The sequence below is a fragment of the Streptomyces sp. NPDC056738 genome (genome assembly GCF_042790435.1).
Lineage (GTDB): Bacteria > Actinomycetota > Actinomycetes > Streptomycetales > Streptomycetaceae > Streptomyces.
Genome location: NZ_JBHTZF010000011.1, coordinates 290,280 through 313,231, shown reverse-complemented (window position 1 = coordinate 313,231; position 22,952 = coordinate 290,280). Strand labels below are relative to the sequence as shown.

Below are 22,952 nucleotides of genomic sequence, written 5' to 3'. Positions count from 1 at the left end.
GGCCTGGTCGAGGTGTTGACGCATGCCGGTGACCGGTACCTCGGGCGTAAGGGATGAGTTCGTCGTGAATTGTTCGCGAAGGGGCGGTTGAGGGTGAGCGCGTCGGGCACGGCCGCGGCCGGGCAGGTCGAGCACATGCTGCGCCAGGTGACTCCCGGGCGTTACGACGCCTACGAGGCGCTCCTTCGCGCGCTCGCGACCCCGTCGTCCGGCCAGGTGTGGATGCTGCTGTGGCACGGCCAGGCCGGCTCCCCGGACGCCCAGTACGGGAACATGCAGGTGGACGGCTTCGGTTACGCGCCCTGCGTCACCTCCGCGCAGGAGCTCTCGGCCAGTGGCTGGAACCGCAGTTACGAGGTCGTGGACGGGCTGGACGTCGCCCGCACCCTGTACCCGGACCACTTCGGCCTGTGGCTCAACCCGCACGCCCCGAACGGCGGCCTCGGCATCCCGTGGCTGGATCTGCGCCGGATCGCCACGGGCCTGGAGCGCCAGCCCGCGGGCCCGCTGCGGCTGTCCGAACCGGCCATCGAGATCCCGCAGTTCTACGCCCTGCTCACGCAGAACGCCCATCTGACCCCGGCCGTACGGTCGTTGCGCCGGGCCTGGGTCCAACCCACGGTCGGGGCGCCGTATCTGGCCATCGGCCTGGACGTGTACGACACCTCGCCGCCCGCCGTCGACTCGGTGCGGGCGATGATGCAGCAGTCCATCGGCGCGGTTCCGGACGGCCTGCCCGTGTCCACCGTCGCGATGTCGGACGAGTTCGACCCGGTGGCGATGTGGCTGCGTGCGAACGCACGCCCGTTCTACGACCGTGAGGCGCACGGCGCTCCGGCGCAGGCGCCGACCGCGGGTGGTTACGGCTATCCGCCTGCCCGCGGCGGCTACTGAGGGCGTCCCGAATCCCGGACCTGTCGGATGCCAGTGCGAGAACGACTGGCATCATGATTCTGCACACGGCCTTCACGAGGCGTGCGTTCCATACTGCTGACCTGCGGGGAAGCCGACTGATGTGCCGATTGTCCCGTTTTGGCGGGACTTCTGATCCAAAAGACCCTTTCACGGCTTTTCGGCTCAATTGGCAGTCGTCCGGCTCCCGTTACCCACTGTTCGGATAACGGAATCCCCCAACAAGCATCACGGTTGCGCATACTTTCTCCATGAAGCCTGGCAACTGATCGTGGCGGCACTGAAGACTCGCCCATCAGACACGGGGTCGTTCGATCCTGTGAGCGAGTGCAAGCCGAATCATCAGCCGGGTCACCGGACCGCACCATCTGCGGTCAACTTCCCGGCGAGCAAGTGAACCAAGCCGCAGACAGCGGCAGTCGTAGGCCGGTCACCACCGGCGAGAGGGGTCGGGTCACTGTGACCGCACCGATCGAGACCACCGCGGCGGCAACGGAAGCGCAGCCTGAGGCTGTGCTTGCCGGAGCCGACAAGGGGCGGATCGAGGGCCGTTCCCTGGGGCAGATCGCCTGGACGCGCTTCAAGCGTGACAAGGTGGCGGTCGCCGGCGGTGTCATCGTCGTACTGCTCATCCTGATGGCCATCCTCGCCCGCCCCATCCAGTCGATGCTGGGGCTGGACCCGAACGCCTTCCACCAGGACCTGATCGACGCCAACACCTCGCTGCCCAAGGGCGGGATGGGCGGCATGAGCGCCGACCACCCGCTCGGTGTGGACCCGAAGTTCGGCCGCGACCTCGCCACCCGCCTCCTCGAGGGCTCCTGGGTGTCCCTGGTCGTCGCCTTCGGCGCCACCATCCTGTCGAACGTGATCGGCGCGATCCTCGGTGTCGTCGCGGGCTTCTACGGCGGGCGGGTCGACTCGATCATCAGCCGCCTGATGGACACCTTCCTCGCCTTCCCCCTCCTGCTCTTCGCGATCGCCATCTCGGCCACCCTCCAGGGCGGCGCGTTCGGCCTCGAAGGGCTTCCGCTCCACCTGAGCGTGCTGATCTTCGTGATCGGCTTCTTCAACTGGCCCTACCTGGGCCGGATCGTGCGTGGCCAGACGCTGGCCCTGCGCGAGCGGGAATTCGTGGACGCCTCCCGGGGCATGGGCGCCAAGGGCCCGTACATCCTGTTCCGGGAGCTGCTGCCCAACCTGGTCGGCCCGATCATCGTCTACTCGACGCTGCTCATCCCGACCAACATCCTCTTCGAGGCTTCCCTCAGCTTCCTCGGTGTCGGCATCCAGCCCCCGCAGGCATCCTGGGGCGGCATGCTCCGTGAAGCGGTCACCTACTACGAGGTCGACCCGCAGTTCATGATCGTGCCCGGCCTCGCCATCTTCGTGACCGTCCTCGCCTTCAACCTTCTGGGCGACGGTCTCCGCGACGCTCTCGACCCGCGCAGCCGCTGATGCCTGACGGACACCGAGAGATCACCAAGTTTCCGACAATGGAGGGGAACCCGCCCATCATGCGTAGGTCAACGCTGGCCGCCATTGCGGCCATCGGCTCCGCGAGTCTGCTCGTTGCAGGCTGCAGCAAGGCCGATGACAACAAGAACACCGACAACACGAAGTCAGCTGGGGCCAACGCAGCGACCAAGGACGTCGTCAACGCCTCCACCAAGAAGGGGGGCACGGTCACGTACGAGTACTCGGACGTGCCGGACTCCTTCGACCCGGGCAACACGTACTACGCGTACATGTACAACCTGAGCCGCCTGTACGCGCGCCCGCTGATGACGTTCCAGCCCGGCGCCGGCGAGAAGGGCAACACCCTTGTCCCCGACCTCGCGGCCTCCAAGGGTGTCCCGAGCGACGGCGGCAAGACCTGGACGTACAAGCTGCGTTCGGGCCTGAAGTACCAGGACGGCACCGCGATCACGTCCAAGGACGTCAAGTACGCGGTCGAGCGCTCCAACTTCGCGCGTGACGTGCTCTCCCTCGGCCCGAACTACTTCCAGCAGTTCCTCGTGGGCGGCGACAAGTACAAGGGTCCCTACAAGGACAAGAGCGCCAAGGGCCTCTCCTCCATCGAGACCCCGGACGACACCACCGTCGTCTTCCACCTGAAGACGGCCTTCCAGGAGTTCGACTACCTGGTCGCCTCGCCGCAGACGGCTCCGGTCCCGCAGGCCAAGGACAACGGCGTCGACTACGTCAAGAACATCGTGTCCTCGGGCTCGTACAAGTTCCAGAGCTACGCCGACGGCAAGCAGGCCGTCCTCGTGCGCAACGAGAACTGGGACGCGGCGACCGACCCGCTGCGCAAGCAGTACCCGGACAAGATCGTCGTCAACCTGAAGGTCGCCGCCGAGACGATCGACAAGGACGTCCTCGCGGGCGACGCGATCGACCTCGGTGGTGGCGGTGTCCAGGCCGCGACCCAGGCGGACGTGCTCACCTCCGCCGCCAAGAAGGCCAACACGGACAACACCTACGGTGGCCGTCTGGTCTACATGGCGATCAACACCAAGGTGAAGCCGTTCGACAACGTCGCGTGCCGCAAGGCCGTGCAGTTCGCGATCGACAAGGTCTCGGTCCAGACGGCCGAGGGCGGCCCGATCCGCGGCGACATCGCCTCCACGGTTCTCCCGCCGGACATCCCGGGCTACGAGAAGTCGGACGTCTACGCGTCGGCCGGCAACAAGGGTGACGCCGCCAAGGCCAAGGAGCAGCTCAAGGCCTGCGGCAAGGAGACCATCAACACCAACATCTCCGCCCGCAGCGACCGCCCGCAGGAGATCGACGCCGCCACGGCGATCATCGCCTCGCTGAAGAAGGTCGGCATCAACGCCAGCCTGAAGCAGTACCCCTCGGGCAAGTACTTCACCGACTACGCGGGTGTCCCGAAGTTCACCGAGAAGAACAACATCGGTCTGATCATGATGCAGTGGGGTGCCGACTGGCCCTCCGGCTACGGCTTCCTGCAGCAGATCCTGAACGGTTCCGCGATCGGCGACTCCGGTAACACCAACCTGTCGCAGTACGACAACAAGGACGTCAACAGTCTTCTCGAGAAGGCGATCGGCACGCAGGACGACGCCGCGCGTCTCGGCCTGTACACGCAGATCGACAAGAAGACCATGGACGACGCCGTCCTCGTGCCGCTGACCTACTTCAAGGTCCTGCTGGCCCGCCCGCAGTACGCGACCAACCTGGTCTCCACGGCGGCCTTCAGCGGTCAGTACGACTACCTCAACATCGGCACCACGAAGAAGTAGCCCCGGAAGGCAGGTGAAGGCATTGGTGCCCGCGGGCTCAGCCCGCGGGCACCAGCGCCGATCCCCGTGATTTCGTACATCCTCCGTCGGACGGCAGCGGCAGCGATCCTGCTCCTGGTCGTCTCCGCGGTCACCTTCGCCATCTTCTTCCTGCTGCCCAGACTGGCCGGCCAGACGCCCGACCAGCTCGCGCAGCAGTACATCGGGAAGAGCCCGTCGAAGGCCGACATCATCGCGGTCAAGCACAACCTCGGTCTGGACCAGCCCGTCTACGTCCAGTACTGGCACTTCATCAAGGGGATCGTCAGCGGCGCTACCTACGACCTGGGTCCCACCACGGCGCACTGTGACGCGCCGTGCTTCGGGTACTCCTTCAAGACCCACCAGGCCGTGTGGCCGGACCTCACCTCGCGTCTTCCGGTGACCCTGTCGCTCGCCGCGGGTGCCGCGGTGCTGTGGCTGCTGTCCGGCGTGGCCGCGGGTGTGATCTCCGCCCTCAAGCCGCGTTCGTTCTTCGACCGCACCTTCATGGGCATCGCGCTCGCCGGTGTCTCGCTGCCCATGTTCTTCACGGGCAACCTGGCGCTGCTGCTCTTCACCGTCAACTGGCCGATCTTCGGACGCACTTACGTCCCGTTGACCGAGAACCCCGCGCAGTGGGCCAACACCCTCTTCCCCGCGTGGTGTTCTCTCGCTCTCCTGTACTCCGCCATCTACGCGCGGCTCACCCGCTCGGGCATGCTGGAGACGATGAACGAGGACTTCATCCGCACGGCCCGTGCCAAGGGCCTGCGCGAGGGCAAGGTCGTGGTCCGGCACGGACTGCGCGCCGCCCTCACCCCGATCATCACCGTCTTCGGCATGGACCTCGGTCTGCTGCTCGGCGGCGCCGTGATCACCGAGTCCGTGTTCTCTCTGCACGGCATCGGCCAGTACGCCGTGCAGGGCATCACCGACAACGACCTGCCGAAGATCCTCGGCGTAACTCTTCTCGCCGCGTTCTTCGTCGTCGTGGCAAATCTTCTGGTGGACCTGCTGTACGCCGCCGCCGACCCGCGGGTGAGGCTCTCGTGACCGAACTTTCCAAGACCGGCGCCGCTGTCGGCGAGCCCGTCTCCTCGCCCTCGGACGCTCCCAAGGCGTTCCTCGAAGTGCGCGACCTCAAGGTCCACTTCCCGACCGACGACGGTCTGGTCAAGTCCGTCGACGGTCTCAGCTTCTCGGTCGAGAAGGGCAAGACCCTCTGCGTCGTGGGCGAGTCGGGTTCCGGCAAGTCCGTCACCTCGCTGGCGATCATGGGTCTGCACCGCCTCGGCGCGCGCGGCAAGAACGTCCAGATGTCGGGCGAGATCTGGCTCGACGGCAAGGAACTGGTCAACGCCCACCCGGACGAGGTGCGCAAGCTCCGCGGCCGCGAGATGGCGATGATCTTCCAGGACCCGCTGTCCGCGATGCACCCGTACTACACGATCGGCAACCAGATCGTGGAGGCGTACCGCACCCACCACAAGGTCAGCAAGAAGGTCGCCCGCACGCGGGCGATCGAGATGCTCGACCGCGTGGGCATCCCCGAGCCGGGCAAGCGCGTCGACAGCTACCCGCACGAGTTCTCGGGCGGTATGCGCCAGCGCGCGATGATCGCCATGGCGCTCGTCAACAACCCCGAGCTGCTCATCGCGGACGAGCCGACGACCGCCCTGGACGTCACCGTCCAGGCGCAGATCCTCGACCTCATCCGCGACCTGCAGAAGGAGTTCGGCTCCGCGGTCGTCCTCATCACCCACGACCTGGGTGTGGTGGCCGAGATCGCCGACGACGTCCTCGTGATGTACGGCGGCCGGTGCGTCGAGCGCGGCACCGCCGAGCGGGTCTTCGAGCAGCCGCAGCACCCCTACACCTGGGGTCTGCTCGGCTCGATGCCCCGTATCGACCGTGAGACGTCCGAACGGCTCATCCCCGTCAAGGGCCAGCCGCCGAGCCTCATCAACGTCCCCTCGGGCTGCGCCTTCCACCCGCGCTGCCCGTACGCGGACCTGCCCAAGGGCAATGTCACCCGCACCGTGCGCCCCGAACTGCAGCTCGTTGGCAGCGATCACTACACCGCCTGCCACCTCTCGCAGGAGGACCGCACGCGGATCTGGACCGAAGAGATTGCGCCGAAGCTGTGAGTGAGAACAACAAGACGGACGGCGCCGGCGCGGTGATCCCGCAGCAGGCCGCGGCTCCCGAGCACCGCGCGAAGTCCTCGGAAAGCAGTGAGGTCCTCCTCCGGGTCCAGGGGCTGCAGAAGCACTTCCCCATCCGGAAGGGCGTTCTCCAGCGTCAGGTCGGCGCGGTCAAGGCCGTCGACGGCATCGACTTCGAGGTCCGCAAGGGCGAGACGCTCGGCGTCGTCGGCGAATCCGGCTGCGGCAAGTCGACCATGGGCCGGGTCATCACCCGCCTCCAGGACCCGACCGGCGGCACCATCGAGTTCGAGGGCCAGGACATCACCCGTCTCAGCGCCTCGAAGATGCGTCCGCTGCGCCGTGACATCCAGATGATCTTCCAGGACCCGTACGGGTCGCTGAACCCCCGTCACACCATCGGCTCGATCGTCTCGGCGCCCTTCCGGCTCCAGAACGTGGAGCCCGAGGGCGGTGTGAAGAAGGAGGTCCAGCGGCTCCTGGAGCTGGTGGGTCTGAGCCCCGAGCACTACAACCGCTACCCGCACGAGTTCTCCGGCGGCCAGCGCCAGCGCATCGGCATCGCCCGCGCGCTCGCCCTGAAGCCGAAGCTTGTCGTGGCGGACGAGCCGGTCTCGGCGCTCGACGTGTCGATCCAGGCGCAGGTCGTGAACCTGATGGACGACCTGCAGTCCGAGCTCGGTCTGACGTACGTGATCATCGCTCACGACCTCTCCGTCGTGCGCCACGTCTCGGACCGCATCGCGGTGATGTACCTCGGCAAGATCGTCGAGCTCGCCGACCGCACCTCGCTCTACCAGGCGCCGATGCACCCGTACACCAAGGCCCTGATGTCGGCCGTGCCGGTGCCGGACCCCAAGCGCCGGGGCGCCAAGAGCGAGCGGATCCTGCTGCGCGGCGACGTTCCCTCGCCGATCGCGCCGCCGAGCGGCTGCCGGTTCCACACCCGGTGCTGGAAGGCCACGCAGGTCTGCAAGACGGTCGAGCCGCCGCTCATCGAGCTCAAGCCCGGCCAGCGCGTCGCCTGCCACCACCCGGAGAACGCCCCGGACCAGGCTCCGCAGGACGTCGTCCTGCTCTCGGCCGCCCGCGAAGCGGTCGAGCTGGTGTCCGGCGTGGAGTCCGCCGAGGTGTCGGGTACGGCTCCGGCCGAGCTCGCCGCCGACGCCGACAAGGACGCTGCCGCGTCCGACTCCGTCACCGTCGACGAGGCCGGCTCCGCGTCGGTCCCGGCCGCTGGTGACGAGGCCGGCTCCGAGAAGGACTCCGCGGTTGCGGAAGCCGATCGTCAGGAGTCAACCGGCAAGTAGGCCGTGACGACTTGGCAAAGTCATGAACATGCCTGAACGGGAGAGTGCAGAGTCCTGCGTGACCGTCTGATCGGAAACGATCGGCACACGTACGAAAGGGACGCGAAATGGCACTCTCCCGTTCGGCACGTTTAGGCGCGCTCGCCACAGCGGCGGCCTCCTTCCTCCTCGTCGCCGCCTCCTCCGCCCCCACCCCCGGCGCGGACGGCATCGGTGACCCCTACTTCCCCCAGCTCGGCAACGGCGGCTTCGACGCCCGCCACTACGCCCTCGACGTGGCGTACGACCCCGGCACCGACCGCCTCGACGGCGTGACGACCCTCACCGCCCGCGCCACCCAGAACCTCTCCGCCTTCGACCTGGACCTCCAGAAGCTGGACGTCACGAAGGTCGAGGTGAACGGCAGGAGAGCCCACTTCACGCGGGAGGGCGACGAGATCCGCGTCACCCCGCGCGGCCCCCTGGCCAGGGGCAAGAACTTCACGGTGACCGTCACCTACGGCGGGGTCCCCGAGCCGCTCAACGGCCCGATCGTGTTCGGCTCCGACTACGGGTGGATGAAGACCCCGGACGGCGTGTTCGTCGCCTGCGAGCCCAACGCCGCCTCCACCTGGTTCCCCTCCAGCGACCACCCGTCCGACAAGGCGACCTACGACATCCGCATCACCGCGCCCAAGGGCCTGACGGCGGTCTCCAACGGACGCCTGATATCGACCCGGGACAAGGGCGCCTCCACGGTCACCCACTGGCGCGAGAGCCGGCCCATGGCCACCTACCTCGCCACGGCGACCATCGGCACGTTCGACGTGAAGACCGGCACCACCCCGGGCGGTACACCGATCTACGTCGCGATCGACCCCGTGCTGGCCAACAGCAACAGCGTCGACGTGTACGCCGTCACCGCCGAGGCGACGGACTACTGGTCGCAGGTGTTCGGGCCCTACCCGTTCGAGGAGACCGGCGCGATCGTCGACGACATGCCCGAGGCCGGCTTCTCGCTGGAGGTCCAGTCGAAGCCCGCGTACTCGGCGGTGCGGTCGGAGACGACCATCGTGCACGAGCTGGCCCACCAGTGGTTCGGCGACTCGGTCTCGGTGGCGCACTGGAAGGACATCTGGCTCAACGAGGGCTTCGCGACCTACGCCCAGTGGCTGTGGGCCGAGCACAAGGGCACCCGCTCGGCGCACGACTCGTTCCTCGCCGGGTACAACCAGCGGCCCGCGGACTCCGCCTTCTGGCAGACCACGGTCGGCGATCCGCAGCGCGACACGATGTTCGCCTCGGCGGTCTACCAGCGGGGCGCGATGACGCTCCAGACACTGCGCGAGCGCATCGGCGACACCGCCTTCTTCAAACTGCTGCCGGCCTGGACGAAGCTGCACCGGTACGGCAACGCGAGCACCGCCGACTTCATCGCCCTCGCGGAGCGGATCTCCGGGCAGCAGCTCGACGATCTCTTCCAGACCTGGCTGTTCACCACAGGCAAGCCGGCCCTCTAGACCTTCCTTCGTAAGGCGCACACCCCGCGACAGGTGAGAATGTGGGGGTGTTCCAGCAACTGTTCAGCCCCTCCGTCCAGCACACGCTCGATCTGATCGGCATCTTCGTCTTCGCGATCTCCGGCGCCCTGCTGGCCGTCCGCAAGAACTTCGACGTCTTCGGCATCGCCGTCCTCGCGGAGATCACCGCGCTGGGCGGAGGGCTGCTGCGCGACATCATCATCGGTGCCGTGCCCCCGGCCGCCTTCACCGACCTGGGGTACTTCACCACCCCGCTCGTCGCCGCCCTGCTCGTGTTCTTCCTGCACCCGCAGGTCGAGCGCATCCAGGTCGGCGTGAACGTCTTCGACGCGGCCGGGCTCGGACTGTTCTGCGTCACCGGCACGGTGAAGGCGTACGACTACGGGCTCGGCCTGACCGCCTCCGCCGCCCTCGGCCTCGCGACCGCCGTGGGCGGCGGTGTGCTGCGTGACGTCCTCGCCAACGAGGTCCCCTCGCTGCTGCGCTGGGACCGCGACCTCTACGCGGTCCCGGCGATGGTCGGCGCCACCATGGTGGTGCTCTGCATCCGCTACGACGCGCTCACGCCGTTCACCAGCGGCCTCGCCATCGTCACGGCCTTCGTGCTGCGCCTGTTCGCGATGCGCTACCACTGGCGAGCTCCGCGCGCGTGGAACCGCCGCTCGACGGTGCGGGAGGAAGAGACTTCCTGACGCCCGCCGCGTTCGCGGTGCCCGCGGCGCCCCGGTCGCCTCCGGCGTCCGCGGTCCCGGCGCCGTCGGGGACGCTCCCGGCGTCCGCGGTGCTTCCCCTGGCGCCGCCGAACTCCTCGGTCAGCCAGCGGAACACCTCCGGAAGCTGCGGCCGCCACAGCCCCATGTCGTGGCCGCCCATGCTGCGCGGCAGCAGCACCACGTCCACACTCGTCGGCGGCTTCGCGATCGCCTGGATCGCCGCGCCCGCCTGGTAGCCGTCGCCGGACTCGCCGGAGAAGTAGAGGGCGAGCCGCGGGTGGACGCGCTCGGCGCGCAGCAGCAGGTAGGGGTTGTTCCTGCGGCGCAGTTCGAGGCTCCGTCCGGCGAGTGAACTGCGTTCGCCCTTGGGGTCGTTGTAGCCGGACATGCTCACCGCGGCCCGGTAGCGGTCGGGGTGGGCGACCGCCAGCTTGGTGGCGCAATGCGCACCGGCCGAGTATCCGGCCGTGGCCCAGCCGCGCGGGGCGGGCTCGGCGCGGAAATTGTCCATGACCATCCGCGGCACGTCGATGCTGAGCCAACTCTCCGCGTTCACCGTCCCCGGGATGTTCGCGCAGCCGGTGTCCGCCCTGGCCAGCAGGTTGGTGCGCGGCGCGACCAGGATGAACGGCGCGACCCGGCCGTCGAGCATCATCGGCCGCAGCTGTTCGTGCACCCGCAGGGATCCGAACCACGCCTTGGCGGAGCCCGGGTATCCCGGCAGCAGCTCCACGACGGGGAACCTCCGGTGCCGGTAGGCGGGTTCGTCGTACTGCGGTGGCAGCCAGACGTAGACCTCGGCGTCCACCCCCGACACCCGTCCCTTCAGGTCCGTGACGCGTACGCCGCCGGCCTGCCGCATCCGCGGCCCGTCGGCCGGCCGGAAGGTCTGCCGCATCCGGGGCAGGTCCCTCAGCGAGATCCCGCCGGTGCCGTCCGCGCCGAGGTCGGCGGCCTGCTGGACGTGGTTGCCGGTGCCGAGGAGGTCGGCCCAGTTGTCGTACAGGTTGTTGGCGTTGTTCACGAGGACGAACACCAGGCTGATCGCCGTCCCCTGGGCGAAGAGCAGCATCAGGAGCCGGGCCGCGGCGCGCACCGGCCCCGGTCCGGGCACCCGGGACCACAGGACCAGGGGAGTGAGGAGGGCGACGGCGCACAGTACGAAGGAGGTCAGGAGGAACGGTGTCCCGGTGAGGCTCATGTCCCATCAGAGGAGAACTCGGACCGATTGGTCACGGATGATTACGGACACTTGACAAGAAATTGCCGAATCCTCACCTGTATGGCCGGACAACGAGGGTGCCCCTGCGTCCGAAAGCGTGAAAGCTACCGCTTAGTAATTTCCTGTTGTACCGTTCACGCATGCCAGAAGCAGCTTCGGTACAGGCCGTACGGGCCACGATCGGCGACAGCGAGTTCGACCGGGACACCGCCGTCACCCCGCGGGGGAACGGCGTCTACGACGTCGACCTCTCCGCCGGGTGGACGATCATCAACGCCGTCAACGGCGGCTATCTGCTGGCCGTCCTCGGCCGCGCGCTCGCCGACGCGCTCCCGCACTCCGACCCCTTCACGGTCTCCGCGCACTATCTGACCGCGTCCCAGCCGGGCCCCGCGGTCGTCCGCACGGACGTCGTCCGCACCGGCCGGACGCTGTCGACCGGACAGGCCTCCCTGTTCCAGTACGACGACGAGGGCCGCGAGGTCGAGCGCATCCGCGTGCTCGCCTCGTACGGAGACCTCGACTCCCTGCCCGACGACGTCCGCACGACCGCGCGGCCGCCGGCGATCCCGCCCATGGACCAGTGCTTCGGCCCGCAGGACGCCCCCGCCCCCATCCCCGGCAGCTCGGCCATCACCGACCGGCTGTTCCTCAAGCTCGACCCCGCCACCCTCGGCTGGGCGCTCGGCGCCCCGTCCGGCAAGGGCGAGATGCGGTCGTGGTTCGGACTCGCCGACGGCCGGGACGCGGACCCGCTCTCGCTGCTCCTCGCGGTCGACGCGCTGCCGCCGACGGCCTTCGAGATCGGCCTCTCCGGCTGGGTGCCGACCGTCGAGCTGACCGTGCACGTGCGGTGCCGCCCGGCGCCCGGCCCGCTGCGTGTGTCGATCACCACCCGCAACCTCGCCGGGGGCTTCCTGGAGGAGGACGCGGAGGTTTGGGACAGCCAGGACCGCCTGGTCGCCCAGTCCCGCCAGCTCGCCCGCGCCCGCCTCGCCTGACCCGGTCCGGGCCTTCGCGGCCCGGCCACGGATTCGGGGGCACCCCTCCTGCCGGGGGTGCCCCGGAATCCGCGCTCCGCGCCGTCAGGCGGTCACCAGGGGGCGGCGGCCCATCCAGGCCGCCAGCCGCCCGTAGGCGTCCGCGCCCTCGGGTGCCGGCACCACGGCGCCGAACGGCAGCTCGGGGTCCTCGCGCCCCTCGTCGGGCAGCACACGGGCGGCGATGGTGAGCGCGAACTCGGCCAGTTCCGGATCGAGTTCGAGGGGCCGTCCCAGCGCCTCCGAGAGGTCCCAGGTGTGGGTCACCGCCTCCATGACGTACCCGGCGAGGGCGATCCGTCCACTCACCTCGCCCCAGGGCACCCGCACCGCCGCGTCCAGCCGCGTGTCGTCCGCCCACGCCACGCGGACCTGCTCCCTGGCCTCGGCGTAGGCGGCGCTCCAGCCGTCGTCCGGCACGCCGTCGGCGAACGGCCGCACCGCGAGCCCGTCCCCGCCCGCCCCGATCACGGCGATCCGCCGGGTGCCGCCGACCATGTGCGACAGCAGCAGACGTACGTCGAACTCGGCGCACGGGGTGACACCGTCCAGCCGCTCCGGCCGGACGGCCGCGATCAGCGACGCGATCTGCGCGGCGGCGCGGGAGTACAGAGGGCGGGGGTCCATCGCGTTCATGACTACCTCTTCCGTGGGTCGGTGTGCCCTCACTCTCGAGGCATAACCTGACAGTTTCCGTCAACATTTGTGCGGGCCCGGCGCGGGCGCGATCCTGGGCGCGTGAAGTCCGACCGCCTCCTCTCGATCCTGCTGCTCCTCCAGACCCGCGGCCGCGTCCCGGCCCGCGAACTCGCCGACCGGCTGGAGGTGTCGGTGCGCACCGTCTACCGGGACGTCGAGGCCCTGTCCGCCTCCGGCGTCCCCGTCTACGCCGAACGCGGGCGGCACGGCGGCATCGAACTGCTCGCCGGATTCCGTACGGACGTCACGGGACTGACCGCGGACGAGTCCCGGTCGCTGTTCATCCTGGCCGCGCAGGGCGCGCACGCCGCCCTCGGCCTGGACGCGGCGCTCGGCTCGGCGCTGCGCAAGGTCATGGCCGCACTGCCGGCCCCCTTCAGGCCCGCCGCCGAGGTCACCGGGCGGCGGATCCTCGTCGACGCCACCCGCTGGCGGGGCGGTCCCCGACGGGCCGTCGACCTGGACGTACTGCAGGACGCCGTCTTCTCCGACCGCCGGCTCCGGCTGCGCTACCGCCACGGCGGGGACGCCGAGCCGCGCACGTACACCGTCGACCCGTACGGCCTCGTCTCCAAGGCGGGTGTCTGGTACCTGGTCGCCGACCGGCGCGGCGCTCCGCGGCTGTTCCGCGCCGACCGGGTCCGCACGGCCACCCTGCTGCCGGACCCGGTGCGGCGCCGTCCGGGCGTCGAACTCGCCGACGTCTGGGAGGTGTTGCGCCGCCAGGTCGAGGAGCGGCCGGGCGGCGTCGACGTCACGGTCCGGGTGCGGCGCTCCCGCCTGGACATGTTCGTACGCCTCCACGCGGCCTCCCTCGCCGAGCTGCCCGAGGACGACGGCGCCGGCGAGTGGGTGACGGCGCGCCTGGTCCTCGGCTCGGTGCGCGAGTCCCGCACCCTGCTGGCCTTCGGCGACGCGCTGGAGATCCTCGCCCCGCCCGAGGCCCGCCGAGAACTGTCCACGACGGCGGCGGCCATCAGAGCGGTGTACGAGCCGGATTGAGCACGGGGGTCGACACCGCGCCGAGGCTGCCCTGGAGCCGCGCCGGGGCCGTCTCGCACAGCAAGGCACAGGTTCGGCACAGCGTGGCCCTACGTGGATCTGGTCCGCTGTCTCCCGCTCGTCCGGCTCTCGTCGGCCGATCCACGTGACTTGACTGGGAGTTGCCCCAATGAACCGTCGTGCACGACTCGTTCCCCTCGTCGCCGTCCTCGCGCTCTCGCCCCTCCTGGCGGCCTGCGGCTCCGGTGACTCGTCGTCCTCGGACGGCACCACCTCCGGCGAGCAGAACTGCACCCGCCCGTCCGGGATGCCGAGCGGCGGGCCCGGCGGCCGCCCCAGCGGCGCTCCCACGGGCATGCCCTCGTGGTCCGGAACCCCCTCGGCGATGCCCACCGGGAAGGCCCCGTCCGGTTTCCCCTCAGGAATGCCGAGCGGTGCCCCCGGCGGCGGCGCGGGTGGCGGCCAGGCCGGTGGTTGCGGCGGCCCCGGCGGGGGTCAGATGGGCCAAGGCCAGGGCTGAGACCCGGGGCCTGGCCGCTGCCGCCGCCCCGGCCTCTCGTCCCGGTCCGGCTCTGCCGGGTCCCGGGGCGGGCGGGGTTCGCGAACCGTGCCGGGACCCGGCTCAGGGTTCCTCGCGGCGCGGCCCCGTAGCGGGGCCGCGGCCGCCGACCGGTCGCCGCGGCGGTCAGCCGAGCCAGTGGCGGCGGCCGATGCTGATCAGCCGCATCTGGCGGCTCGCCACCCCGGCCACCCGCTCGCGTTCCGCCTCGGAGCCGTCCAGCGCCTCCAGGAACGCCGAGGCCGCCATCAGCATGTGGTCGACGTACAGGCCGGCCAGCATCAGCAGATCGTCATCGCTCCACCCCGCCGACTCGGGGTGCTCGGCCAGCGCGTCCCTGACCTCCTCGGCGAACCGGGCCAGTTGCTCGCGGATCGCCTCCCGTACCGGAGCGACCCCGCCGTGCCGCTCGCGGGCGATGAAACGGACGTGCGCCGGATGCGCCGCGACGTGATGGGCGATCACCTCGACGGCGCGAGCGATGCGTTCCTCGCTGTCCCCGGCCGTGGACAGCGTGTCCTCGATCACCGGGTGCAGGCTCCCGAGCGCCTCCTCGACCAGCGCCGCCCCGAGATCCGCCGTCGAGCGGAAGTGCCGGTAGAAGGCGGTCGGGGCGACTCCGACGGCACGGGTGACCTCGCGCAGCCCCAGGCTGCTCAGGCTCTGATCCTCCAGAAGCCCCAACGCGGCGTCCAGCAGAGCCTGTCGGGTCTTCTGCTTCTGCGCCTGGCGGATGCCGAGAGTGTGACTCATGCCATGCAGTTAACAACTGTTCTCTGGAATTTAAAAGCCGTGGGACACGTTAGACTCCAGAGTCAGTGAACAAGTGTAACTACAAGCGTTCACTGAGTCGTCAAGTCCCGGAAACATCGGGCCCTCACCGTTGAGGTGCCGGAGGTTCCGAGACCGGACTTCGAGACTTCTTCGAGAGGCATCTCATGCTGTTCCTCGTCGCCGCACTCCTGCTGCTCGGCGTTGTGATGGGCTCCGTGGCGCACGCGCCGCTGAGCTTCACCCTCGCCGCCGCGGCCGTCATCGGCGTCTGGCTGATCGTCTTCGCGCTGCGCGAGCGCGGGGCCCGCCGACGCCACTCCTCCGCCAACTGACCGTTGGTCCCGCACCTTTGCCGACCGGCCGTTGGTCCACCCCTTCACCAACTGACCGTTGGGAGCTGACTCACGTCATGGAACTCACCGCGCGCACCACCGGCACCACCCGCTCCACCCGCACGGCCACCACCACCGCGCCCCGCACCACCGGCGCCGACCGCACCGCCGAAGCCGCGCGCACCCCCGGTGCCGCCGGGGCCGTCCGCGCCACGCGCCGGACCGGCGTCAAGGACGCCGACGGCATGGCCGTGGCCTCCTTCGTCCTCGGCCTGCTCGGCCTGCTCGTGCTGAACCTCTTCCTGGGCCCCATCGCCATCGTGCTCGCCTCCGTCGCGCTGTGGCGCGGCACGGCCCGCCGCGGCCGCGCCTTCCTCGGCCTCGGCCTGGGGATCGCCGACCTGGTCGTCCTGGTCGCCTTCATGCAGGTCGACAACACGGTGTCCTGGAGCTTCTGAGGCCGCCACGGGGCCCAGGGGACGGGGGGCCGGGGCGAGGGGGAGCGGGCCCGTAGAATCGAGCCCACCATGGCTTACCTCGACCACGCCGCGACCACCCCCATGCTTCCCGAGGCAGTAGAGGCACTGACCGCCCGACTGGGCGTCACGGGCAACGCCTCCTCCCTCCACGCCGCCGGCCGCACCGCGCGGCGCGCGGTCGAGGAGGCCCGCGAGACCCTGGCGGACTCCCTCGGCGCCCGCCCCAGCGAGGTGGTCCTCACCTCCGGCGGCACCGAGGCCGACAACCTCGCGGTGAAGGGCCTGTACTGGTCCCGCAGGGACGCCGACCCGGCCCGCACCCGCGTGCTCGCGAGCCCCGTCGAGCACCACGCCGTCCTCGACGCGGTCCACTGGCTCGGCGAGCACGAGGGCGCCACGGTCGAGTACCTACCCGTCGACGCCTACGGCCGCGTCCACCCCGAGGCCCTGCGCGAGGCCATCGCCCGCAACCCCGAGGACGTCGCCCTCGCCACGGTCATGTGGGCCAACAACGAGATCGGCACCATCATGCCGGTCCGCGAACTCGCCGACGTCGCGGCCGAGTTCGACGTCCCGCTGCACGCCGACGCGGTCCAGGCCTTCGGTCAGGTCCCCGTCGACTTCGCGGCCTCCGGCCTCGCCGCGATGACGGTGTCCGGCCACAAGATCGGCGGCCCGTACGGGATCGGCGCGCTGCTCCTCGGCCGTGAGTACACCCCGGTTCCCGTGCTGCACGGCGGCGGTCAGGAACGCCACGTCCGCTCCGGCACGCTCGACGTGCCCGCCATCGCGTCCTTCGCGGTCGCCGGACGGCTGGCCGCCGAACGCCAGGAGTGGTTCGCCCGCGAGATCGGCGCCCTGCGCGACGACCTGGCCGACGCGGTCGTGAAGGCCGTGCCCGACGCCATCCTCGGCGGAGACCCGGCACCCGGGGGCCGGCTGCCCGCCAACGCCCACTTCACGTTCCCCGGCTGCGAGGGCGACTCGCTGCTCCTGCTGCTCGACGCGCAGGGCATCGAGTGCTCCACCGGATCGGCCTGCACGGCGGGGGTGGCCCAGCCGAGCCACGTCCTCCTCGCCACCGGCACCGACCCCGACCTCGCCCGGGGCACCCTCCGCTTCTCCCTGGGCCACACCTCCACCCGGGCCGACGTCGCCGCGGTGGCGCAGGCCATCGGCCCTGCGGTGGAACGGGCGCGCCGGGCGGGCCTCACCTGACCTCACCCGCCGAGGACCGGGACCGGATCGGGAGACCCGGGACCGGGAGAGCCGGGGCCGGGAGAGCCGGGGCCGGGAGAGCCGGGGCCGGGAGAGCCGGGGCCGGGATCGGCACCCGGAGGAGACCCGGGGCCGGGACCGAGCGGCCCGGGTCAGGCGGACGCCGTACGTGCCCGCCGGACGAGCCGTATGTACCGGTCCCAGTCCCAGTGCCGCCCGGGATCCGTGTGGTCCGTGCCCGGGACCTCGACGTGCCCGATGATGTGCTCGCGGTCCACGGGAATGCCGTACCGCCCGCAGATCCCGGCCGTCAGCCGCGCCGACGCCTCGTACATCGCGTCCGTGAACGAGGAGGGGCGGTCGACGAATCCCTCGTGCTCGATGCCGACACTGCGTTCGTTGTACGAGCGGTTTCCCGCGTGGAACGCCACGTCCAGCTCGCGGATCATCTGCGTGACATGGCCGTCCTTGCGCACGATGTAGTGCGCGGCGGCTCCGTGCTTGGGGTCCTGGAAGACCCGTACCGCGCTCGCGAAGCTGCCCTGGGTGACATGGACGACCACGCGGTCTATCCCGTAGTCGTCGGGTCGGTCCGCCCGCCGCCAGTTCGCCGCGGAGGCCGCCACCCACTGCGCGCCCCGGAAGTCCACCGCCCCGGCCACGCGTGACTTCTCCACGCCCGGCAGCCGCCACCACAGGTGCGACAGCTCCTCCCGGGCGAGACCGGCCGCGCTCGCGGCGGCCACCAGTCCGCCGATCAGCAGCACCCGGCGGCCGACCGGCTTGTCGCCGTCCCCGGCTCCCGCCGCGGCTCCACGGCTCCGCGGCGCTCCCGGACTCCCCTTTTTCGCCCCCATGCGATCTTCAACGGATACTCGCGGGTCCCGGTTCCCGCGGCCCCGTACTCTGGAGGGGTTATGACTGACACCTCGCAGCGCCCCCTCCGCGTCCTCGCCGCCATGTCGGGCGGAGTGGACTCCGCCGTAGCCGCCGCCCGTGCCGCCGAGGCCGGGCACGACGTGACGGGCGTGCACCTCGCCCTCTCGGCGAACCCGCAATCGTTCCGGACCGGCGCGCGCGGCTGCTGCACCATCGAGGACTCGCGCGACGCCCGCCGGGCCGCCGACGTCATCGGCATCCCGTTCTACGTCTGGGACCTCGCCGAGCGCTTCCGCGAGGACGTCGTCGAGGACTTCATCGCCGAGTACGAGGCCGGCCGCACGCCGAACCCGTGCCTGCGCTGCAACGAGAAGATCAAGTTCGCCGCGCTGCTGGACAAGGCGCTCGCGCTCGGCTTCGACGCGGTCTGCACCGGCCACTACGCCCAGGTGATCGTCCGCGAGGACGGCACCCGCGAGCTGCACCGCGCCTCGGACATGGCCAAGGACCAGTCGTACGTCCTCGGCGTCCTGGACGACCGTCAGCTCGCCCACGCGCTGTTCCCGCTCGGCGACACGGTCACCACCAAGGACGAGATCCGGGCCGAGGCCGAGCGCCGGGGCCTGGCCGTCGCCAAGAAGCCCGACTCGCACGACATCTGCTTCATCGCCGACGGCGACACCCAGGGCTTCCTCGCGGGCCGGCTCGGCAAGGCCGAGGGCGACATCGTCGACGAGAGCGGCGCCACGATCGGCACCCACGAGGGCGCCTACGGCTTCACGATCGGCCAGCGCAAGGGACTGCGCATCGGCACCCCGGCCGCCGACGGCAAGCCCCGCTACGTCCTCGACATCTCACCGGTGAACAACACGGTCACGGTCGGCCCGGCCGCCTCCCTGGACGTGTCCGCGCTGACCGCGATCAAGCCCCGCTGGTGCGGCGCGGCCCCGACCGGCCCCGGCACCTACACCGCCCAGCTCCGCGCCCACGGGGGCGAGACGGAGGTGCGCGCCGACCTCGTCGACGGCGAGCTGCGGGTCACCTTCACCGAGCCGGTCCGCGGCGTCGCGCCCGGCCAGGCGATCGTCCTGTACGACGGCACCCGCGTGGTGGGCTCGGCGACGATCGCGACGACCACGCGCGCGACGGCGGACGTCTAGCCGGACCGGGCGAGGGGGACCTCGCCCCCTTGCCCGATCGACTGGTCGCCCGGCCGCCTAGACGCCCGTACGGAAGAACTCCGCCAGCACCGGAGCCAGCACCCGGGGATCCACCATGTGGGTCTGACCCTCCAGCGTGCGGTACGACCCGTTCGGCGCCGCCTCCGCGATGCTCCGCGCCGCCTCGCGCATCCACGCGGGGCTGGCGTCGCCCGCGACGGACAGCAGGGGCAGGGAGAGAGCGGCCAGCCGCTCGCGGGGCACCCGGCTCTCGCCCCTCCCCATGGCGGCGTCGTCGTAGGCCAGGGTCGGCGCGATGGCCTCCATACCGGGCCAGGCGTGGGACATGCGCACCCCGGAGATCATCTCCGGGGGCGTGCCCACGAGGGTCAGGAACAGTTCGACGGCGTCGCCGTGCCGGTCCTGGCCGAGCAGTTCCGTCAGCCGTTCGGTGTACTCGGCCCGCTGCTTGCCCGCGACCTCGTCGACGGCGAACGGCGTCTCGTAGACGACGACTTCACGGACGGGCAGCCCGCTCATGGCCGCCTCCAGGGCCAGCGCGCCGCCCGACGAGATGCCGTAGAGCGCCGCGCTGCCCCCGAAGGTCTCGATCAGTGCCGCGATGTCCTCGATCTCACGGGCCACCGCGAAGGGCGCCGTGTCGCCGCTGTCGCCGCGGCCCCGCCGGTCGTAGGTGACGGCGCCGAAGCGGTCCGAGAGGGCCTCGGCGAGCGGCGCGAGCGTGGCGCCGGTGCACATGGCACCGCCGACCAGGACGACCGTCGGGCCGTCACCGTGGCGTTCGTACGCGATGGGTGTCCCGTCGCGCGAGATGGTCTTCTTGTCCATGCCTGCACAGACTGCCCGCAGCCCGGGAACTCATCGCGTCACCACGCCCGCGTCCGCCCGGATCTCAGGACACGTCGACCTCGTAGAAGCACAGATGGTCCCTGATCTCGGCGACATCGGGCTTGGGATCGGGGTAGGCCCACACCAGATCGGCCGCGCCGGGACGCGACCAGTAGGACGCGGTGCCCTTGAACGGGCAGTACGTGTGGGTGTCGGAAGGCGTCAGCAGGTCCAGGCGGACGTCCTCGGGCGGGATGTAGTAGCGCACCGGACAGCCCGTCTCGCGCAGCACCAGGGGGCGGTCGCTCTCCGCCAGGACCTGGCCGCCGTGCACGACACGGACGCTCCGCGTGCCCTGCTCGATGGTGATCGTGTGTCCTTCAGCCATACAGGGAAAGCGCTCGCGGGCCCCGAATCGTTCCCGCGTACGGTGAAGCCATGAACATCTGCGTCTTCCTCTCCGCCGCCGACCTCGACGACCGCTACACACGCCCCGCGCGGGAGTTCGCCGAACTCCTCGGAAAGGGCGGCCACACCCTCGTGTGGGGCGGTTCCGACGTCGGACTCATGAAGGTCGTCGCCGACGGGGTGCAGCAGGCGGGCGGACGGCTCGTGGGCGTCTCCGTGGACTTCCTGGCCGACCGGGCCCGCCCGGGCGCCGACGAGATGGTCGTCGCCCGTGACCTGGCCGAGCGCAAGGCGCTGCTCCTGGCGAAGGCCGACGCGGTCGTCGTCATGGTCGGCGGCACCGGCACCCTGGACGAGGCGACCGAGATCCTGGAGCTGAAGAAGCACGGGAAGACCGAGAAGCCGGTGGTCCTGCTGAACACGGCCGGCTTCTACGACGGCCTCAAGGAGCAGTTCCGGCGGATGGACACCGAGGGCTTCCTGCCGCGCCCCCTCACCGACCTGGTGTTCTTCGCCGAGGAGCCGGTGGGGGCGCTCGCCTACCTGGAGGAGAGCGTCGGCATCCGCTGACCGTCCGCGCGGTACGCGACCGGCACCCGCCGAGGTGGCGGGCGGTTCGGGACGCCGTCCGCCGAGATGCCCGGCGGGCGGTTCGAGACCGGCGCCCGGTGATGCGAGCATGGCGTCCATGGCTACACATGTGATCACCGGGGCCGGTTCCGGCATCGGCGCGGCCGTCGCCCGCCGTCTGCACGCGCGCGGGGACGAACTCGTGCTCCACGCGCGCGACGCCGGCCGCGCGAAGGAACTGGCCGCCGCGTTCCCCGGCGCGAAGACCCTGGTCGGCGACCTGGCGGATCCCGACAAGCTCTCCTGGGCGTTCTCGCACCAGGCGCTCCCGGGCAGCGTCGACTCCCTGCTGCACATCGCTGGCGTGGTCGACCTCGGCCCGGTCGGCGAACTGACCCCGAAGTCCTGGCGCCACCAGCTCAACGTCAACCTGGTCGCGCCCGCCGAACTCACCCGCCACTTCCTGCCCCAGCTCCGCCTCGCCCAGGGCCACGTGGTCTTCGTGAACTCCGGAGCCGGACTGAACGCCCACGCCGACTGGTCCGCCTACGCCGCCTCCAAGCACGGCCTGAAGGCCCTCGCCGACTCGCTGCGCCACGAGGAGCACGCGGCCGGCGTCCGCGTGACCTCCGTCTACCCGGGGCGCACCGCCAGCCCCATGCAGGCCAAGGTCCACCAGCAGGAGGGCAAGGAGTACGACGCCTCTAAGTGGATCGACCCCGAGTCGGTGGCGACCACGATCGTGATGGCGCTCGACCTGCCCCGCGACGCCGAGGTCAACGACCTGACGGTGCGCCCGGGAGGCTGACCCCCGCGCGGGATTCCGTAGGCTTCCGGGGTGAGCGAAAACAGCGAGTTCAGGTTCGGCTCCGCCACCGGGGTCGGATCCATGCCGGGCGGTGACGCGCGGGAGACCGCGAAGACCGTCACCGGATCCTTCGAGGACTTCCCCTTCCTCGCCGAACTGCCCGCCCGCGGGCCCGGGGCGGACATGATCGGCCGGACCGCGGGGATGCTCGTCGAGCTGTACGCGCGCGTGGAGCCCAGCGGCTGGCGCTTCGGGGACCGGCCGGGCCGGGACACCAAGCGGGCCAGGTCGTGGCTGGGGGAGGACCTCGACGCCCTGGAGGAGTTCACCCAGGGGTACGAGGGACCCCTCAAGGTGCAGGCCGTCGGTCCCTGGACGCTGGCCGCCGCGCTGGAGCTGAGGAACGGCGAGTCCGCCCTCTCCGACCCCGGCGCCTGCCGCGACCTCGCCGGCTCGCTCGCCGAGGGACTGCGTCTCCACCTCGACGAGGTCCGCCGGCGGATCCCGGGAGCCGAGATCGTCCTCCAGCTCGACGAGCCCTCCCTGGTCTCCGTGCTGCGCGGCCGGGTGCCGACCGCCAGCGGCTACCGCACCCACCGCGCGGTCGACCGTCAGATCGCCGAGGCCACGCTGCGGGACGTCGTCGCGGTGAACGGCGGCGGCCCCGTCGTGGTCCACAGCTGCGCTCCGGACGTCCCCTTCGCCCTGCTGCGCCGGGCGGGCGCGGCGGCGATCTCGTTCGACTTCTCCCTCCTCACCGAGCGTGACGACGAGGCGATCGGGGAAGCGGTCGAGGGCGGTACCCGTCTGTTCGCCGGTGTCGTCCCCGGCGTGGACGTCCCATTGTCGGACCCTGCCGGTAGCGTCATGGGTGTCAGGACGTTGTGGCGCAGGCTGGGGCTGCGGCCGGGTCTTCTCGCGGAGGCCGTCACGCTCACTCCGTCGTGCGGACTCGCGGGGGCCTCCCCCGACTTCGCGCGCAGGGCGCTGGCCCACTGCGTCCGGGCGGCGAGATCCCTCGCGGACAACCCAGAGTAACGGGA

General features: G+C 70.7%; 24 protein-coding genes. 18 read left to right on the top strand and 6 right to left on the bottom strand.

Features of this window, described 5'->3' with window-relative positions; all coding sequences use genetic code 11:
- The first annotated feature begins 93 nt into the window (after positions 1-93).
- From ACFRIC_RS28195 to ACFRIC_RS28160, 8 genes are all read left to right on the top strand, one after another.
- Positions 94-894, top strand: coding sequence for an enhanced serine sensitivity protein SseB C-terminal domain-containing protein (locus tag ACFRIC_RS28195; RefSeq protein WP_382791128.1), 801 nt, complete (start codon positions 94-96; stop codon positions 892-894).
- 477 nt (positions 895-1,371) lie between these two features.
- Positions 1,372-2,370: an ABC transporter permease gene (locus tag ACFRIC_RS28190; RefSeq protein WP_382791125.1), complete on the top strand. Its 999-nt coding sequence runs from the start codon at positions 1,372-1,374 to the stop codon at positions 2,368-2,370.
- A 38-nt stretch (positions 2,371-2,408) separates the two neighbouring features.
- Positions 2,409-4,181 carry an ABC transporter substrate-binding protein gene (locus tag ACFRIC_RS28185; protein WP_382791122.1) on the top strand — a complete coding sequence of 591 codons (1,773 nt, stop codon included), beginning with the start codon at positions 2,409-2,411 and terminating at the stop codon, positions 4,179-4,181.
- 66 nt (positions 4,182-4,247) lie between these two features.
- The gene (locus tag ACFRIC_RS28180; protein WP_382791118.1) at positions 4,248-5,255 is read left to right on the top strand and encodes an ABC transporter permease; all 1,008 of its coding nucleotides are present in this window, start codon (positions 4,248-4,250) and stop codon (positions 5,253-5,255) included.
- A complete protein-coding gene (locus tag ACFRIC_RS28175; protein WP_382791115.1) occupies positions 5,252-6,349 on the top strand; it encodes an ABC transporter ATP-binding protein in 1,098 nt (365 codons plus the stop codon). Before ACFRIC_RS28180 ends, ACFRIC_RS28175 begins: the two co-directional genes overlap by 4 nt.
- Positions 6,346-7,677 carry an ABC transporter ATP-binding protein gene (locus ACFRIC_RS28170; RefSeq protein WP_382791111.1) on the top strand — a complete coding sequence of 444 codons (1,332 nt, stop codon included), beginning with the start codon at positions 6,346-6,348 and terminating at the stop codon, positions 7,675-7,677. The genes ACFRIC_RS28175 and ACFRIC_RS28170 overlap by 4 nt, the downstream gene beginning before the upstream one ends.
- 107 nt (positions 7,678-7,784) lie before the next feature.
- On the top strand, positions 7,785-9,176 hold the full coding sequence (locus tag ACFRIC_RS28165) for a M1 family metallopeptidase (RefSeq protein WP_382791108.1): 1,392 nt from the start codon (positions 7,785-7,787) through the stop codon (positions 9,174-9,176).
- Between the two features lie 47 nt (positions 9,177-9,223).
- Positions 9,224-9,889 (top strand): trimeric intracellular cation channel family protein, encoded by a 666-nt coding sequence (locus ACFRIC_RS28160; RefSeq protein WP_355767789.1) that lies wholly within the window; start codon positions 9,224-9,226, stop codon positions 9,887-9,889.
- On the opposite strand, the gene ACFRIC_RS28155 is transcribed toward ACFRIC_RS28160, so the two are convergent.
- The gene (locus ACFRIC_RS28155; protein ID WP_382791104.1) at positions 9,789-11,111 is read right to left on the bottom strand and encodes an alpha/beta hydrolase; all 1,323 of its coding nucleotides are present in this window, start codon (positions 11,109-11,111) and stop codon (positions 9,789-9,791) included. The two genes, ACFRIC_RS28160 and ACFRIC_RS28155, sit on opposite strands and share 101 nt — an antisense overlap.
- Before the next feature lie 161 nt (positions 11,112-11,272).
- On the opposite strand from ACFRIC_RS28155, the gene ACFRIC_RS28150 reads away from it, so the two are divergent.
- Positions 11,273-12,133 carry a thioesterase family protein gene (locus tag ACFRIC_RS28150; RefSeq protein WP_382791101.1) on the top strand — a complete coding sequence of 287 codons (861 nt, stop codon included), beginning with the start codon at positions 11,273-11,275 and terminating at the stop codon, positions 12,131-12,133.
- Between the two features lie 84 nt (positions 12,134-12,217).
- Here the strand turns inward: ACFRIC_RS28150 and ACFRIC_RS28145 are convergent, their stop codons facing one another.
- Positions 12,218-12,808, bottom strand: a complete 591-nt coding sequence (locus ACFRIC_RS28145) for a TIGR03086 family metal-binding protein (RefSeq protein WP_382791097.1) — start codon at positions 12,806-12,808, stop codon at positions 12,218-12,220.
- 102 nt (positions 12,809-12,910) lie between these two features.
- Between ACFRIC_RS28145 and ACFRIC_RS28140 the strand changes: the two genes are divergently transcribed.
- Together ACFRIC_RS28140 and ACFRIC_RS28135 are read left to right on the top strand one after the other, a co-directional pair.
- Complete coding sequence (locus ACFRIC_RS28140) at positions 12,911-13,873, top strand: helix-turn-helix transcriptional regulator (protein ID WP_382791094.1); 963 nt, start codon at positions 12,911-12,913, stop codon at positions 13,871-13,873.
- Between the two features lie 169 nt (positions 13,874-14,042).
- Positions 14,043-14,393: a hypothetical protein gene (locus tag ACFRIC_RS28135; RefSeq protein WP_382791091.1), complete on the top strand. Its 351-nt coding sequence runs from the start codon at positions 14,043-14,045 to the stop codon at positions 14,391-14,393.
- Positions 14,394-14,558: 165 nt separating this feature from the next.
- On the opposite strand, the gene ACFRIC_RS28130 is transcribed toward ACFRIC_RS28135, so the two are convergent.
- On the bottom strand, positions 14,559-15,185 hold the full coding sequence (locus ACFRIC_RS28130; RefSeq protein ID WP_382791088.1) for a TetR family transcriptional regulator: 627 nt from the start codon (positions 15,183-15,185) through the stop codon (positions 14,559-14,561).
- Positions 15,186-15,370: 185 nt separating this feature from the next.
- On the opposite strand from ACFRIC_RS28130, the gene ACFRIC_RS28125 reads away from it, so the two are divergent.
- The 3 genes from ACFRIC_RS28125 to ACFRIC_RS28115 all read left to right on the top strand — a co-directional run bounded on the left by ACFRIC_RS28125 (position 15,371) and on the right by ACFRIC_RS28115 (position 17,235).
- Entirely contained in the window at positions 15,371-15,538 is a 168-nt protein-coding gene (locus ACFRIC_RS28125; protein WP_355767555.1) for a hypothetical protein, read from the top strand.
- 245 nt (positions 15,539-15,783) lie between these two features.
- Positions 15,784-15,996 carry a DUF4190 domain-containing protein gene (locus ACFRIC_RS28120; protein WP_326790785.1) on the top strand — a complete coding sequence of 71 codons (213 nt, stop codon included), beginning with the start codon at positions 15,784-15,786 and terminating at the stop codon, positions 15,994-15,996.
- A gap of 69 nt (positions 15,997-16,065) precedes the next feature.
- Positions 16,066-17,235 (top strand): cysteine desulfurase family protein, encoded by a 1,170-nt coding sequence (locus ACFRIC_RS28115; RefSeq protein ID WP_382791084.1) that lies wholly within the window; start codon positions 16,066-16,068, stop codon positions 17,233-17,235.
- 152 nt (positions 17,236-17,387) lie between these two features.
- On the opposite strand, the gene ACFRIC_RS28110 is transcribed toward ACFRIC_RS28115, so the two are convergent.
- Positions 17,388-18,092, bottom strand: a complete 705-nt coding sequence (locus ACFRIC_RS28110; protein ID WP_382791081.1) for an N-acetylmuramoyl-L-alanine amidase — start codon at positions 18,090-18,092, stop codon at positions 17,388-17,390.
- Between the two features lie 60 nt (positions 18,093-18,152).
- On the opposite strand from ACFRIC_RS28110, the gene mnmA reads away from it, so the two are divergent.
- Positions 18,153-19,274, top strand: coding sequence for a tRNA 2-thiouridine(34) synthase MnmA (gene mnmA, locus ACFRIC_RS28105; RefSeq protein WP_382791078.1), 1,122 nt, complete (start codon positions 18,153-18,155; stop codon positions 19,272-19,274).
- Between the two features lie 57 nt (positions 19,275-19,331).
- Here the strand turns inward: mnmA and ACFRIC_RS28100 are convergent, their stop codons facing one another.
- Together ACFRIC_RS28100 and ACFRIC_RS28095 are read right to left on the bottom strand one after the other, a co-directional pair.
- Positions 19,332-20,123, bottom strand: coding sequence for an alpha/beta fold hydrolase (locus ACFRIC_RS28100; RefSeq protein ID WP_382791075.1), 792 nt, complete (start codon positions 20,121-20,123; stop codon positions 19,332-19,334).
- A 64-nt stretch (positions 20,124-20,187) separates the two neighbouring features.
- Positions 20,188-20,511, bottom strand: coding sequence for a DUF427 domain-containing protein (locus ACFRIC_RS28095; protein WP_382791072.1), 324 nt, complete (start codon positions 20,509-20,511; stop codon positions 20,188-20,190).
- 50 nt (positions 20,512-20,561) lie between these two features.
- On the opposite strand from ACFRIC_RS28095, the gene ACFRIC_RS28090 reads away from it, so the two are divergent.
- From ACFRIC_RS28090 to ACFRIC_RS28080, 3 genes are all read left to right on the top strand, one after another.
- Complete coding sequence (locus ACFRIC_RS28090) at positions 20,562-21,101, top strand: TIGR00730 family Rossman fold protein (protein WP_382791069.1); 540 nt, start codon at positions 20,562-20,564, stop codon at positions 21,099-21,101.
- A 109-nt stretch (positions 21,102-21,210) separates the two neighbouring features.
- Positions 21,211-21,909, top strand: coding sequence for an SDR family oxidoreductase (locus tag ACFRIC_RS28085; protein ID WP_382791066.1), 699 nt, complete (start codon positions 21,211-21,213; stop codon positions 21,907-21,909).
- A gap of 30 nt (positions 21,910-21,939) precedes the next feature.
- Positions 21,940-22,947: a methionine synthase gene (locus ACFRIC_RS28080; protein WP_382791063.1), complete on the top strand. Its 1,008-nt coding sequence runs from the start codon at positions 21,940-21,942 to the stop codon at positions 22,945-22,947.
- Positions 22,948-22,952 lie beyond the last annotated feature (5 nt).